Below are 13,996 nucleotides of genomic sequence, written 5' to 3'. Positions count from 1 at the left end.
CGGAAATTCCGACCGGTTGCAATAGAGTCACAGAACAGGCGTCGATCGGCCGCGTTTCGCGGGGATTAAGGCGGAGGTTCGGACATGCGCATTCCCGCGCATTCGGTATGCACGGCAATCCGTGACGACATCGTCTCCGGTGTCTTCGAGCGCGGCAGCCGCCTCACCGAGGAGGTGCTCGCGCGCCGCTACGGCGTCTCCCGTGTCCCTGTGCGCGAGGCACTGCGCACCCTGGAGTCCGAGGGGTTCGTCGTCACCCGTCGGCACGCCGGTGCCTGTGTCGCCGAACCCACGGAGCAGGAGGCGGCCGACCTGCTGGAGATCCGGATGCTGCTGGAGCCGCTGGGCGCCGCGCGTGCGGCCCGGCGACGTACCGACGCGCACCTGAAGGTGCTCCGGGGCCTGGTCAGGCTGGGGCAGGAGAGGGTGCGGCGGGGCGAGGGGGAGGACCTGCGCTCGCTCGGTGGCTGGTTCCACGAGACGCTCGCCCAGGCGTCGGGCAGCCCCGCCCTGATCGCGCTGCTCACGCAGCTGAGGCACAAGATCGCCTGGATGTACGCCGTCGAGCAGCCGGCCAGGCCCGCGGAATCCTGGGCCGAGCACGGTGCCCTCGTGGACGCCGTGGCGCGCGGGGACGCGGAACGGGCCAGGGCGCTCGCCGTCCAGCACGCCGAGCGGGTCACGGCGGCCCACCGGCTGCGCCGCACGGACCGGCCCGACCGGGCGGCGGGCGGAGCCCGGGTGAGGACTTCGCAACACCACGTAAACATCGCGGGAGTCCGTCATTAACAATTGCACCGTATACAAAGAGGGCAATTGTCGAAGGGCTTTCTTCCTGCTGCCTTGATCCGCTTTTCCGGGGCTGGTTCCCGGCAGTTCGGGAAACAGAAAAGCCGCAGAGCCCGGTGGGGGCGCCGCGGCTTTTCCGCAGAGAGAATTCCGGCCGGGATCAGACGGTCTCCGGGAGCTCCTCGAGCCCTTCGGCAACCAGCTTCGCCAGGCGGTCCAGGGCGGCCTCGGCGTTGTCCGCCTCGGAGGCGAGCACGATCTCCTCGCCGCCCTGCGCGCCCAGGCCGAGCACCGCGAGCATGGAGGCGGCGTTGACGGGGTTGCCGTCCGCCTTGGCGATGGTCACGGGGACGCCGGAGGCCGTGGCGGCACGGACGAAGATGGAAGCGGGGCGGGCGTGCAGGCCCTCGGCCCAACCGACGTTGACGCGGCGCTCAGCCATGGTTCTGCCCTTCAGGTGTCAATGAGTTGTCTAGACCAGTCTCTCATGTGGTGCGCCCTGCTGTGCCCGGCCCCGGAGCGGGCCGGGCGGCCGCCCGCAGGCTCACTCAGCGTGCCCCCGCCGGGAACCCGCCGCGACCGCTGCGGCGGTCGTAGGCTTTGCCCATGGAGCCCATCCCGGAGCAGAGGCCGCATCACGCGTACCCCGACCACTGGGAGGCGGACGTGGTGCTCCGCGACGGTGGCACCGCCTGCATCCGGCCCATCACCACGGACGATGCCGAGCGGCTGGTCAGCTTCTACGAGCAGGTCTCCGACGAGTCGAAGTACTACCGCTTCTTCGCCCCGTACCCCCGGCTCTCCGCGCGTGACGTGCACCGCTTCACCCATCACGACTACGTCGACCGGGTGGGACTGGCCGTCACCGTCGGCGGCGACTTCATCGCCACCGTCCGCTTCGACCGCATCGACGAGCGGGGCCGCCCCGCCTCGGCCCCCGCGGACGAGGCCGAGGTCGCCTTCCTCGTCCAGGACGCCCACCAGGGCCGCGGAGTGGCGTCGGCGCTCCTGGAGCACATCGCGGCGGTCGCCCGGGAGCGGGGCATCCGTCGCTTCGCCGCCGAGGTGCTGCCCGCCAACACCAAGATGATCAAGGTGTTCCGCGACGCCGGGTTCACCCAGCAGCGCAGCTTCGAGGACGGCTCCGTCCATCTCACCCTCGACCTGGAACCCACAGCCGAGTCCCTCGCCGTCCAGCGCGCACGGGAACAGCGGGCCGAGGCGCGCTCCGTGCAGCGCCTGCTCGCACCCGGCTCCGTCGCGGTGGTCGGCGTAGGCCGCGCGGAGGGCGGGGTCGGCCGTACGGTCCTGCGCAATCTCCTGGGCTCGGACTTCACCGGACGCACCTACGCGGTGAACACCTCCTTCGCCACCGGCCTGGCCACGGTCGACGGCGTCCCCGCGCACCGTTCCGTGGGCGAGATCGGCGAGCCCGTCGACCTCGCGGTCGTGGCGGTCCCCGCCGACCGGGTGCCGGAAGCCGTCGCCGACTGCGGTGAACACGGGGTGCAGGGCGTCGTCGTCCTCTCCGCCGGCTACGGCGAGCGCGGCGCCGAAGGGCGGGAACGCCAACGCGAACTGGTCCGCCAGGCGCGGTCGTACGGGATGCGGATCATCGGGCCGAACGCCTTCGGCATCATCAACACCTCCGACGCCGTCCGCCTCAACGCCTCCCTCGCCCCGGAGTCGCCCCAGGCCGGGCGCATCGGGCTCTTCACCCAGTCCGGGGCCATCGGCATCGCGCTCCTGTCCGGTCTCCACCGGCGCGGCGCGGGACTGTCGTCGTTCATCTCCGCGGGCAACCGGGCCGACGTCTCCGGCAACGACTTCCTGCAGTACTGGTTCGAGGACCAGGACACCGATGTCGCCCTGCTCTACCTCGAATCACTCGGCAACCCGCGCAAGTTCACCCGGCTCGCCCGCCGGACCGCCGCAGTCAAACCCGTGGTCGTGGTCAAGGGCGCCCGGCACAGCGGTACGAACCCGCCGGGCCACGCCGTGCCCGTCAGCCGTATCCCCGACGCGACGGTCTCCGCCCTGATGCGCCAGGCCGGTGTGATCCGGGTCGACACGGTGACCGAGATGGTCGACGTGGGCCTGCTCCTCGCCGGACAGCCCCTCCCGGACGGCCCCAGGGTCGCGATCCTGGGCAACTCCGAGTCCCTCGGGCTCCTCACGTACGACGCATGCCTGGCGGAAGGACTGCGCCCGCGCCCGCCCCGCGACCTCACCACGGCCGCGGGCCCGAGGGACTTCCGGGACGCTCTCGCGCAAGCACTGGCCGACCCGGGCTGCGACGCCGTGATCGTGACGGCCATCCCCTGGGTGGGGGAGAACGGCGAGGCGCAGACCGGCGAGGGGGAGGTCCTCGGGGCCGCGCTGCGCGAGGCGGCGGCCGATGGCCCGGCCAAGCCGGTGGCCGTCGTGCACGTGGAGATGGGCGGCCTGGCCCACGCGCTCGCGGACGCGGCCGGCGACGGCCGCGCCGCCCCCGCCCCGGCCGTCCGCCGCCCCCGCGACAGGACCCCGGACCGCCGCGCCGGCCGGGAGCGAACCGCACGGCCCCGCACCGGCGGCGCCCGGAGCGGCCGCCGACGAGACGCGGCACGCCCCCCGCGCCGGACGGATCCCCGCCTACCCCGCGGCCGAGCGAGCCGTGCGCGCTCTCGCCGAAGCGGTGAAGTACGCGCAGTGGCGACGTCAGGCCGCGTCCCCCGGCAAGGTGCCCGAATTCCTCGACGACACCATCGACGGACCGGGCACCGCGGCACGCATCGACGCGCTCCTCGGCGCCGATCCCGACCCGCGCGGCCGTCCCCTCACCCACGACGAGTCCGAGGAGCTCCTGGCCGGCTACGGCGTGACCGTGCGTCCGGCGCTCCCCGCACTCGACCCCGAGGCCGCCGTCGCCGCCGCAGGGCGGCTGGGCTACCCGGTCGCTCTCAAGACCACCGCGCCCCATCTCCGCCACCGCGCCGACCTGGGCGGCGTCCGGCTCGACCTCGTCGACGAGGACGCGCTGCGCCGCGCCTACGACGAACTGACGGACCTGCTCGGCACACCCGCCGAACTCCGGCCCGTCGTCCAGGCCATGGCACCCCGGGGCGTCGACACCGTCGTACGGGCCTCGATCGACGCGGCCGCCGGGGCCGTCCTCTCCTTCGGCCTGGCCGGCGCACCCTCCGAGCTGCTGGGCGACACCGCCCACCGCCTCGTGCCCGTCACCGACCGGGACGCCGCCGAACTCATCCGGTCCATCAAGGCGGCGCCGGTCCTGTTCGGCTGGCGAGGCTCCACGCCGGCCGACACCGCGGCGCTCGAGGAGCTCCTGCTGAGGGTGTCGCGGCTGGTCGACGACCATCCCGAGGTGGTCTCGGTCGCCCTGGAACCGGTCGTCGTCGCGACGCGTGGCCTGACCGTGCTCGGGGCGAGCGTCCGTCTCGCACCGCCGCCCGCCCGGAGCGACCTCGGCCCCCGGCGGCTCCCCAGCTACTGACCCCGGCGGGCCGCGCACGGCGTCCCCGGCAGCCACCGGCCCCCCGTAGGATGGTCCGCATGGCAAAGACCGGTACGACGACCCAGGGGCTGCGCACGGCGATCGAGCGCAGCGGCTACTACCCGGCCCTCGTGGCCGAGGCGGTGGAGGCCGCCGTCGGCGGGGAGCCGGTCGCGTCGTACCTGGTGCACCAGGAGACCACCTTCGACTCCAACGAGGTCCGCCGCCACGTCACGGTCCTCGTCCTCACGGACACCCGCTTCATCGTCAGCCACACGGACGAGCAGGCTGCCGACAACAGTTCCCCGACGCCGTACGCCACGACGTCGACCGAGTCCGTCAAGCTCGACAGGATCTCGTCCGTCGTGGTGAGCCGCGTCGTCGCCGACCCCGAGAAGTACGTGCCCGGCACGCTGCCGCGCGAGGTCGTCCTCACCATCGGCTGGGGCGCCGTCTCCCGGATCGACCTGGAGCCCGCCGCCTGTGGCGACCCCAACTGCGAGGCGGACCACGGCTACACGGGCAGTTCCACCGCCGACGACCTGAGCCTGCGCGTCAGTGAGGCCGGCGACGGCCCGGACACCGTGCGCCAGACCCTCGCCTTCGCACAGGCCCTCTCCGAGGCCACGGCCGTGACCGCGGCGACCGGTCGCTGATGGTCCAGCCGGCCTGGCAGGATCCCGTCCTGCTCGCTCCCGAGTCAGCTCCGGCGCCGGAGTACGGCAGCGGTTCGCTCGCCGACCTGCTGCCCACCCTCGCCGCCGGACAGGGTGTACCCGGCTTCGAGGCGTCGATCCCCGAGCTCACCCCGGCCGACCGGAACTGCGTCTTCCTGATCGACGGCCTCGGCTGGGAGCAGATCACGGCGCACCCCGACGAAGCGCCCTTCCTGCACTCCCTCCTCCCCACCTCGCGGGGTGGTACCGGCCGGCCCATCACGGCGGGCTTCCCGTCCACCACGGCGACCTCGCTCGCCTCCGTCGGTACGGGCCTGCCCCCCGGGGAGCACGGCCTTCCCGGCTACACCGTGCGCAACCCGGAGACGGGCGCGCTGATGAACCAGCTCCGCTGGAAGCCCTGGACCGCGCCCAAGGTCTGGCAGCCCCACCCCACCGTCTTCCAGCTCGCCGACGCCGCGGGCGTACGTACGGCGCAGGTCTCCGCACCCCACTTCGAGCAGACCCCGCTGACCAAGGTCGCGCTCAGCGGCGGCTCCTTCCTCGGCCGGCTCACCGGCGAGGACCGCATGGACCTCGCCGCCGAGCGGCTGGGCGCGGGCGACAGGTCGCTGGTCTACACGTACTACAGCGAGGTCGACGGCCAGGGCCACCGCTTCGGTGTCGACTCCGACGCCTGGCGTGGCCAGCTGATGTACGTCGACGGGCTCGCCCGGCGCCTCGCCGAGCAGCTCCCGCCCCGCTCGGCGCTCTACATCACGGCGGACCACGGCATGATCGACATCCCGTTCGACGAACAGTCCCGGATCGACTTCGACGAGGACTGGGAACTCGGCGCGGGAGTCGCCCTGCTGGGCGGCGAGGGCCGCGCACGCCACGTGTACGCGGTGCCCGGCGCCGAGGCCGATGTGCTCACCGTGTGGCGCGAGGTGCTGGGCGAGCAGTTCTGGGTGGCGAGCCGGGACGAGGCCGTCGCCGCGGGCTGGTTCGGCCCCCGGATCGACGAGCGCGTGTACGGCAGGATCGGCGACGTCGTGGCCGCCGCCCACGACGACGTGGTGATCACCGCTTCCGTCAACGAACCCCACGAGTCGGTGATGGTGGGGATGCACGGCTCGCTGACCCCCGTGGAACAGCTGGTCCCACTCCTCGAAGTACGCTCGTAACCCCGCTTGCCCGCACCACGAACGCACCGCACACGCACCCCGAAAGGCGCGCACCCCCTCATGCCCGAGCTCGTGTTCTTCTCCGGAACGATGGACTGCGGAAAGAGCACCCTGGCCCTCCAGATCAGTCACAACAGGTCGGCCCGCGGTCTGCAGGGAGTGATCTTCACCCGCGACGACCGGGCGGGCGAGGGGAAGCTGTCCTCGCGGCTGGGCCTGGTGACGGACGCCGTCGAAGCGGCACCGGGTATGGACCTGTACGGCTATCTCGTGGGCCGCATGTCGAGGGGCGACAAGGTCGACCACGTGATCGTGGACGAGGCCCAGTTCATGGCGCCCGAGCAGATCGACCAACTGGCGCGGGTCGTGGACGACCTCGGCCTGGACGTCTTCGCGTTCGGGATCACCACGGATTTCCGGACCAAGCTCTTCCCCGGCTCGCAGCGGCTGATCGAGCTGGCGGACCGCATAGAGACACTCCAGGTCGAGGCCATGTGCTGGTGCGGGGCGCGCGCCACGCACAATGCCAGGACCGTGGACGGGGCCATGGTCGTCGAGGGGGAGCAGGTCGTCGTGGGCGACGTCGACCGGCCGGCCGGAGAGGTCGGCTACGAGGTCCTCTGCCGTCGTCACCACCGCCGCCACATGACGAGCGCCGCTGCCTACGCGGGTGCGCTCTCGCCGGACGTCCTGCCGGTCAACCACGGCTGAGCCCGCCCCTGCCGGCCGACCCGCAGCCGGGTGGGCCGGGGATCATGCGTGGGGGGACGCCGAGCGGGTACTCGGGAGCGGAAGTCGCAATCGAGTACGAAAAGGGTGATGACATGTCCTCCTCCCTCGTCGAAACCGTCGACATCAAGGCGCCGGTCGCCGTTACCTGGGCGCTGTGGAGCGATGTGACGCAGTGGCCGAAGTTCCTGAGCCACGTCCGGCGCGTCGACCCGATGGACGAGCGCCGCTTCTCCTGGCAGCTGTCCCTGCCGGGCGCCGACAAGGGCTTCGTCGCGGAGCTCACCGAGGTCGTCCCGCAGGACCGCATCGCCTGGAAGACGATCGAGGGTGTGCACCACGCGGGAGTGGTCACCTTCCACCGGATCGACGACCACTCCAGCCGGGTGGCCCTGCAGATCGAGTACGACCCCAAGGGGTTCGTGGAGCACCTGGGGGCCCTGACGAATCTGGACTCGGCGCTGGCCAACTACGACCTGGGCGAGTTCCAGAAGCTGGCCGAGGCGGCGGCGGGAGACGGCCCCCGGGGCCTGTGATCCGCAGCTGCCCGTACGTGAACCGCCCGTGTGCACCCAGGAGGCGCACACGGGCGGTTCACGTCGTCGGTCCCTGACCTGACGGTACGTCAGTGCGGCGCCTGAGCCGAGGAGTCCTGCGAGCGGCCGGCGGATCCGGCACCGGCATCCGTGCCGCTGTCCGCGTCCGATGTTTCCCCGTACGCCACGGCGGCCTCCCGGCGGCGCGCCTCCGCCGCCTCGCGTGCGGTGCGCAGCGGCGACTGCGTCCACTCCGCGAACCACCAGACGGCCGCCACCAGAGAAGCCCACAGCAGGCCGCCCATGGCCGCGCTCGGCCAGGGTGCGTCCTCGGCCACCCGCTCCACCGCGGTCAGTGCCACCCAGCCGCTGAGCAGCACGGTCAGAATTCGTACGCGCCTGTGCCTGAACATTCCTCGCGGCTACCCGGGCCGGAGACGCTCACGCGGCGAGTTCCCGAAAACAACCCCTTCGTTGGGAGTGCGGCCCGCGTGGGCAGGTATGCCGGCCGGTGTCCCGGGCGTCTCCGTACGCGGAACGGGGCTTGTCGGTGACCTCGGGACCGGGTGGGATGCTCGTATGAAGAAGGCGCTTCCGACGCTCTCCGCCGAACCCCTGGCACCCTTCGACCACCGCTACCGCGGCGAGAACCCGGTCCGTACCCTCGGCCACCTGTTCCGCCCCGACCGCGGCCGGCTCGCCCTGGCGGCGGCCGTCTTCGTCGTGAAGCACAGCCCCATCTGGCTGCTGCCGCTGATCACCGCAAAAGTGCTCGATGTCGTCGTCCAGCACGGCCCCGAGTCAGGCATCTGGAAGTCCACCGGCATCCTGCTGTTCATCCTCGTGATCAACTACCCCCTCCACCAGTGGTACGTGCGCCTTCTCGGCGGCAGCATCCGGCGTGGGTGAGATGACCACCCTCATCCCCATCACCCGGGCCCACGGCCTGGAGCGGACCGCCCTCGGCCGCGTCGACGGCTCCCTGCGCCAGGTGTTCGCGGCCGGTCTGCGCCTGGACATGATCAACGGCCGCTTCGGCCCGCTCGCCTGGGCCATTCTCAACACACTGGGCGTGCTGTGCCTTTCCGGCTCGGCGCTGGTGGCCTACCACGGGTGGATGCCGGTCACGGCCGGGGACGTGGTCATGCTCAGCGCCTTCTTCACCGTCCTGACGGGTTCGGTGACGACCCTGCTCGGCCTGGCCCCCATCCTCACCAAGGGAGTGGAGTCCGTGCGTTCGGCGGGGGAGGTGCTCCAGGCGCCCGACCTGGAGGACAACGCCGGCAAGGCGCAGGTGGACGACGTCGTCGGCCGCATCGACTTCGAGGACGTGGGCTTCGCCTACGACGGCGGGGAGCCCGCGGTCGACGGGTTCACCCTCTCCGCACGGCCGGGCGAGACCATCGCGCTGGTGGGCGCCTCCGGGGCGGGCAAGTCCACCGTGCCCAACCTGCTCATCGGGTTCATCCGGCCGACCTCGGGACGCATCCTCCTGGACGGCACCGACATGGCGGGGCTGGACCTGCGCAGCTACCGGCGCTTCCTGTCGGTGGTGCCGCAGGAGTCGATCCTCTTCGAGGGGAGCATCCGCGACAACGTCACCCACGGCATGGGCGACACGGACGAGGAGTCACTGACGCGCGCTCTCCGCGACGCCAACGCCCTGGAGTTCGTCAACGGCCTGTCGCGCGGCCTGGACACGGTCATCGGGGAGCGCGGTGCCCAGCTGTCGGGCGGTCAGAAACAGCGGCTCGCCATCGCCAGGGCACTGATCAGGGATCCGAGGGTGCTGGTGCTTGATGAGGCGGCCTCCGCGTTCGACAACCGTTCCGAGGCCCTCGTGCAGGAGGCCCTGACCCGGCTCGTGCGCGGCCGGACCGTCTTCGTCGTCGCGCACCGGCTGTCCACGATCCAGGGGGCCGACCGCATCGTGGCCATGCGGGGCGGCCGTGTCGCCGAGGTGGGCACGCACGAGCAACTGCTGGACAGGGACGGCGTGTACGCGGGACTCCAGCCGACACGGCCGAGCTGACATGCCCACCTCTCGCCGGGCGCCCCGAGCGGGCGTCGACTCCGGTACCGGCGTGCACCCGCCCGCAGCCCTCCGGCCCGTGGAGGTGCGCCGGGGGCGGCGGCCGACCCGTCCGCTCAGTCCTCCGGCGGCCTGACGACGGTGAACACCGCTCCCTCCGGGTCGGCCACCGTGGCCAGCCGGCCGCTCGGCGTGTCCCCCGGCGGGTGCAGTACCCGCCCGCCGAGTTCGGTCACCCGTGCCGCGGCCTCGTCGGTGTCGGCGACCTGGAAGTACGTCATCCAGTGCGGCCCCCGGTCGCGCGGCAGCCCGTGCCCCACGCCGTGCAGGGCCGCGACCGGGCGCCCCCGCAGGTGCAGCGTCTGGTAGTCGAAGTCGGCCGAGACGACCGCCTCGGTCTCGAAGCCGAACACCGCCTGGTAGAACTTGGCGACCGACGCGGTCTCCCGCGTCACCAGCTCGTTCCACACGGGGGTGCCGGGCGTGCCCGCCAGCGCCGTACCGAGGTGCTCGGCGGCCTGCCAGATGCCGAACACGGCACCGCCGGGGTCCGACGCGAGCGCCAGCCGGCCCGCACTGCCCGCGACGATGGGCCCGACCGCCACCGTACCGCCGCAGGAACGGATGGCCTCGGCCGTGGCGTCAGCGTCCTCCGTGGCCAGATAGGTCGTCCAGGCGATCGGGAGGTGCCGGTCCGGCGGCAGCTGCCCGATGCCCGCGACCTCCTTGCCGTGCAGGAGGGCCCGTACGTACGGCCCCAACTGCTCGGGACCCGGCCGGAAATCCCAGCCGAACAACTGGCTGTAGAAGTCCTGGGTCGCGGACAGGCCGTGCACGATCAGACTCACCCAGCACGGTGCTCCGGGAATGCGCCGGGTGGCAGCCTCGGTCATCTTCTTCTCTCTCCTCGTACCATCGGGGTCGCCGTACGGGAGGACGGGGCCTGCACGACGTCCAGCGGTACGGATACGGGTGCGTACGCTCCGTGCAGATGCTCGCACCACTGAGCCTCCGAGGCACCCCGGCCGCGCCGCATTTTCCGGCTTCCGCTCGCCGTGTTGCCTGCTTTGATGGGGTATATCCGCTTAGGTGAGGCGGCGTCGCGGGCGGTTACTGCGCGAGGATGGCACCCATGAAGCCCATCATCACCGCATCCGAATACCTGAGCGAGTCGACTGGGCCGCGCCCGCCGGTCCTCCTCGACGTCCGCTGGCAGCTCGGCGGACCGCACGGCCTCGCCGCCTACGAGGCCGGGCACATCCCGGGCGCGGTGTTCGTCGACCTGGACGCCGAGCTGGCCGGACCGGTGGGCAGCGGCGGCCGCCACCCCCTGCCGGACCCGGAGGACTTCGGGGCCGTCATGCGGCGCGCGGGTGTGGGGAGCGAGACCCCCGTGGTGGTGTACGACGGCGGTCAGGGCTGGGCGGCCGCCCGAGCCTGGTGGCTGCTGCGCTGGACCGGCCACCTCGACGTCCGCGTGCTGGACGGAGGGCTCGCCGCGTGGACGGGCGAGCTCACCACCGCGCTCCCGAAGCCCGCCGAGGGCGACTTCCGGCCCGCGCCGGGTGCGCTCGGTCTGCTGGACGCCGACGGCGCGGCCGGCCTCGCCCGCTCCGGGCTCCTGCTCGACGCGCGGGCGGCGGAGCGCTACCGGGGCGACGTCGAGCCCATCGACCGTGTGGGCGGCCACATCCCGGGCGCGGTCTCCGCCCCGACCACCCAGAACGTCGACGAGGACGGTCGGTTCCTGCCGGCCCGATCGCTGGCTTCCCGCTTCGCGGCCCTGGGCGCGGACGGCGCCACCGAGGTCGGTGTCTACTGCGGTTCCGGTGTCTCGGGCGCGCATCAAGTGCTGGCGCTGGAGATCGCCGGACACCGGGCCGCCCTCTATGCCGGCTCCTGGTCGGAATGGTCCGCGGACGAGTCCCGGCCGGTCGCCACGGGACCTGACCCGCGCTGAAGCCACCGACCGCCCCGAGGATTGAGGGCCCGTGCGCCACTGCGCACGGGCCCTCCTCATGACGTCGGCGTCCGGACCCGTCCTCAGTCCTGCTTCTTCCGGCGCGTACCGAAGACGATCTCGTCCCAGCTCGGCACCGCAGCCCGGCGTCCGGGGCGAACCCCGTCGGCCTCGGCCTGGCGGTCCGTGGTGCCGGTCAGCCGGTCCCGGTGCCCGGCCACCGCGCGCGGCATCAGCACGTCGGCGTAGGCGGAACCGGCGCCCGCCGCAGCCGCCGCCGGAGGCTCGTCCACCTCGGGCTCCTGCTGCGGCGCGGGTTCGAGTGCGGGCGGCTCGGGCTGTGACGGCCGCTCGGGTACGACCATGTCCCCGCGGAAGCTCGGTACCGCTTCCAGGAGGCTGGTCAGCGAGTCCCGCTCGCCCGCGGAGACACTGCCGAGGCGCTCGTCCGGCTCCGGCGCCGAAGGGGCGGGCCGCTCGATCTGGCGGTCCAGGGCACGGTCCAGCGGCCGGTCGCGCGGCAGGCGGGCGATCCGGGGTACGAACGGGAAGCTGGGCTCGGGGGCGGCGTCGTCGGTCTCGCCGATCAGCGAGCGCGCCTCCTCGTCCACGGCCTGGACCAGCCGCCGCGGCGGGTCGTAGGTCCAGCTCGCGGAGTGCGGTTCGCCTGCGACGCGATACACCAGGAGGACCTCCCAGGTGCCGTCGTCCCGGCGCCAGGAGTCCCACTGCACGGTCTCCCGGTCGGCGCCGCGCAGCAGCAGCCGCTCCTGCACCGCGTCACCGAGCTGGGGTCCGGTGTTCTCGCCGGGACGGCGCACGGCTGTCTTCCGGGCCCGCTCGGCCATGAAGGCGCGCTCCGCGAGCACCGGACCCTCGAAGCGGCGCACCCGGTCGACCGGGATGCCGGCGAACTGTGCGACCTCCTCGGCGGAGGCACCGGCGCGTATCCGCGCCTGGATGTCGCGGGGGCGGAGATGGCTCTCCACCTCGATCTCGATCTGGCCCAGGCGTGCGCGGTCGTTGCGCACGGCGGCACGCAGCCGCTCATCGATCGGAAGCGTGTACTCCGTGCTGTCCGCAGCCTTGAGCACCAGTCGTGTGCCGTCGTTTGAGACGGCCACGACACGCAGTTCGGGCATGGGAACCTCCCGGGTGGTGCCTGCCGACGTCACGTGCGTCGCTGCTTCCGCTAGTCGAGTGTGACCTGCCCGGGTTCAGCCTGCCACAACCTTGCCAAGTTACCCGGCGTGTCGGGCCTTGGCCCTGGAACGCCACGATGGCACGGTTACCAGTTTGCGACGCGGAGTGACCGATTCGTCACTCCGTGCAGCAGGCGCCCGTGCGATGCCGCGGCGCCGCCGGTTCGAGTGCCGATTTCGGCTCCCTCCCGTAGGTCCGGCCACCCATGCGGGAGTCCGGCCCCAGGGCTCGTCACAGTACTCCATTCGGGCCACGTGGGTGGACCGGCGCGCCGCCGAAGTTCACGCCGGACACGGGAGTTGGGTTACCCCGTTCTCGGCCGTATGCCCGCGTTGCGTGGGCTGCTTCACAGAAACTCCAGAATCGGAACTATCCGGTTCGCTCATATGTCCCTTCCTGGTGCAAGGTGGGGTAGTTGTCGAGCAGGGGCTGATCATGGTTCAGAAGCCGCAGAATGATGCGGAACGTAAGGAAAGGCGCATAGATCTGAGCCTGCCGCAGGTTGCCGGGAGCGCGGTCGCGGCGGTCGCGGCGGCGGTCATGGCCTCACAGCTGGGCGTGTACGGAACCATCGCGGGCGCCGGTGTGATGAGCGTGGTGGCCACCTGCGGAGGGTCGGTCTTCCAGCACTTCTTCCGCCGCACCGGCGAGCAGATCCGTGAAGTGACGGTCCAGGTGAAACATCCGGCGGGCCGTCAGGTGACGGTGCGCACCAAGGAGACGTCACCCGCGTCGCAGTGGCCGCGGGACGAGGCGACCACGGTGATGCCCCCCGTGACGGAGTCCGACGCCGAGCGCACCCGGCTGCTCCGCCGGGTGCGGCCCGGTGACGGCCGCCCGGTGACGGAGGCGGCCCACCTCGGGACGTTCCAGGGCGAGGCCACCGCGGACGACGCCTACTCCGCCGCCCGCACCCACGGCACCCGCGTCCGGGGCTGGAAGCGTTCGGCCCTGGCGGCGGCCGGTGTGTTCGTGATCTCGATGGCCGGCATCACGGTGTACGAGGCGGCGTCCGGCCATGATCTCGGCGGCAACGGGGGGACGACCGTCGGCTCGGTCGTCCGGGGCGAGCCCGACGGCAGGACGGAGTCCCCCGAACCGTCCAGCGGAACCGGGCAGGACGACGGGGACGACGTACGCCGCCCGGACACGGGGGCCACGACGACGCCCGGCACCGACCCCCGCGACGGGCAGAGCGCGTCGCCCGACGCGTCCGGAGGCGGCGGTGCGACCGAGGAACCGGCTCCCACGCCCTCGGCCTCCTCGGACCCCACCACGCCGGAGAGCACACCGTCCGCCCCCGGTGACGGTGGCACCCCGTCCGCACCCGCCACGACCGGTGCCGGCGACGCCGCCGGCGTGCAGGACGACGCGGCATCCGGGGCGGACACCGGCCGGTGAGCCCGCC

Annotated in this window: 11 protein-coding genes and 2 pseudogenes; 9 read left to right on the top strand and 4 right to left on the bottom strand. The window is 72.5% G+C overall.

The window, feature by feature from the left end; all coding sequences use genetic code 11:
- The first annotated feature begins 84 nt into the window (after positions 1 to 84).
- Positions 85 to 789 carry a GntR family transcriptional regulator gene (locus tag OG206_RS08000; RefSeq protein ID WP_327113711.1) on the top strand — a complete coding sequence of 235 codons (705 nt, stop codon included), beginning with the start codon at positions 85 to 87 and terminating at the stop codon, positions 787 to 789.
- 160 nt (positions 790 to 949) lie between these two features.
- On the opposite strand, the gene OG206_RS07995 is transcribed toward OG206_RS08000, so the two are convergent.
- Positions 950 to 1,231: an HPr family phosphocarrier protein gene (locus tag OG206_RS07995; RefSeq protein ID WP_018520603.1), complete on the bottom strand. Its 282-nt coding sequence runs from the start codon at positions 1,229 to 1,231 to the stop codon at positions 950 to 952.
- 164 nt (positions 1,232 to 1,395) lie between these two features.
- Here OG206_RS07995 and OG206_RS07990 point away from each other — a divergent pair.
- The 5 genes and pseudogenes from OG206_RS07990 to OG206_RS07970 all read left to right on the top strand — a co-directional run bounded on the left by OG206_RS07990 (position 1,396) and on the right by OG206_RS07970 (position 7,393).
- A pseudogene (locus OG206_RS07990) lies at positions 1,396 to 4,285 on the top strand (bifunctional acetate--CoA ligase family protein/GNAT family N-acetyltransferase).
- Between the two features lie 59 nt (positions 4,286 to 4,344).
- Positions 4,345 to 4,941, top strand: coding sequence for a DUF5998 family protein (locus tag OG206_RS07985; protein ID WP_327113707.1), 597 nt, complete (start codon positions 4,345 to 4,347; stop codon positions 4,939 to 4,941).
- On the top strand, positions 4,941 to 6,128 hold the full coding sequence (locus OG206_RS07980) for an alkaline phosphatase family protein (RefSeq protein ID WP_327113705.1): 1,188 nt from the start codon (positions 4,941 to 4,943) through the stop codon (positions 6,126 to 6,128). The genes OG206_RS07985 and OG206_RS07980 overlap by 1 nt, the downstream gene beginning before the upstream one ends.
- Before the next feature lie 60 nt (positions 6,129 to 6,188).
- A complete protein-coding gene (locus tag OG206_RS07975; protein ID WP_327113703.1) occupies positions 6,189 to 6,839 on the top strand; it encodes a thymidine kinase in 651 nt (216 codons plus the stop codon).
- 113 nt (positions 6,840 to 6,952) lie between these two features.
- On the top strand, positions 6,953 to 7,393 hold the full coding sequence (locus tag OG206_RS07970) for an SRPBCC family protein (RefSeq protein WP_327113701.1): 441 nt from the start codon (positions 6,953 to 6,955) through the stop codon (positions 7,391 to 7,393).
- 89 nt (positions 7,394 to 7,482) lie between these two features.
- Here the strand turns inward: OG206_RS07970 and OG206_RS07965 are convergent, their stop codons facing one another.
- Positions 7,483 to 7,806 (bottom strand): hypothetical protein, encoded by a 324-nt coding sequence (locus OG206_RS07965; protein ID WP_327113699.1) that lies wholly within the window; start codon positions 7,804 to 7,806, stop codon positions 7,483 to 7,485.
- 166 nt (positions 7,807 to 7,972) lie between these two features.
- Here OG206_RS07965 and OG206_RS07960 point away from each other — a divergent pair.
- Positions 7,973 to 9,425 (top strand): annotated as a pseudogene (locus OG206_RS07960) (ABC transporter ATP-binding protein).
- Between the two features lie 116 nt (positions 9,426 to 9,541).
- Here the strand turns inward: OG206_RS07960 and OG206_RS07955 are convergent.
- Complete coding sequence (locus OG206_RS07955) at positions 9,542 to 10,318, bottom strand: VOC family protein (protein WP_327113697.1); 777 nt, start codon at positions 10,316 to 10,318, stop codon at positions 9,542 to 9,544.
- A gap of 239 nt (positions 10,319 to 10,557) precedes the next feature.
- Here OG206_RS07955 and OG206_RS07950 point away from each other — a divergent pair, with 239 nt between their 5' ends.
- Complete coding sequence (locus tag OG206_RS07950) at positions 10,558 to 11,385, top strand: sulfurtransferase (RefSeq protein WP_327113695.1); 828 nt, start codon at positions 10,558 to 10,560, stop codon at positions 11,383 to 11,385.
- A gap of 83 nt (positions 11,386 to 11,468) precedes the next feature.
- Here the strand turns inward: OG206_RS07950 and sepH are convergent, their stop codons facing one another.
- Positions 11,469 to 12,527: a septation protein SepH gene (sepH, locus tag OG206_RS07945; RefSeq protein WP_327113693.1), complete on the bottom strand. Its 1,059-nt coding sequence runs from the start codon at positions 12,525 to 12,527 to the stop codon at positions 11,469 to 11,471.
- Between the two features lie 496 nt (positions 12,528 to 13,023).
- Here sepH and OG206_RS07940 point away from each other — a divergent pair, with 496 nt between their 5' ends.
- Positions 13,024 to 13,989 (top strand): hypothetical protein, encoded by a 966-nt coding sequence (locus tag OG206_RS07940; RefSeq protein WP_327113691.1) that lies wholly within the window; start codon positions 13,024 to 13,026, stop codon positions 13,987 to 13,989.
- Positions 13,990 to 13,996 lie beyond the last annotated feature (7 nt).

Source organism: Streptomyces sp. NBC_01341 (genome assembly GCF_035946055.1).
Lineage (GTDB): Bacteria > Actinomycetota > Actinomycetes > Streptomycetales > Streptomycetaceae > Streptomyces.
This window is presented reverse-complemented; position numbering and strand designations above follow the sequence as displayed.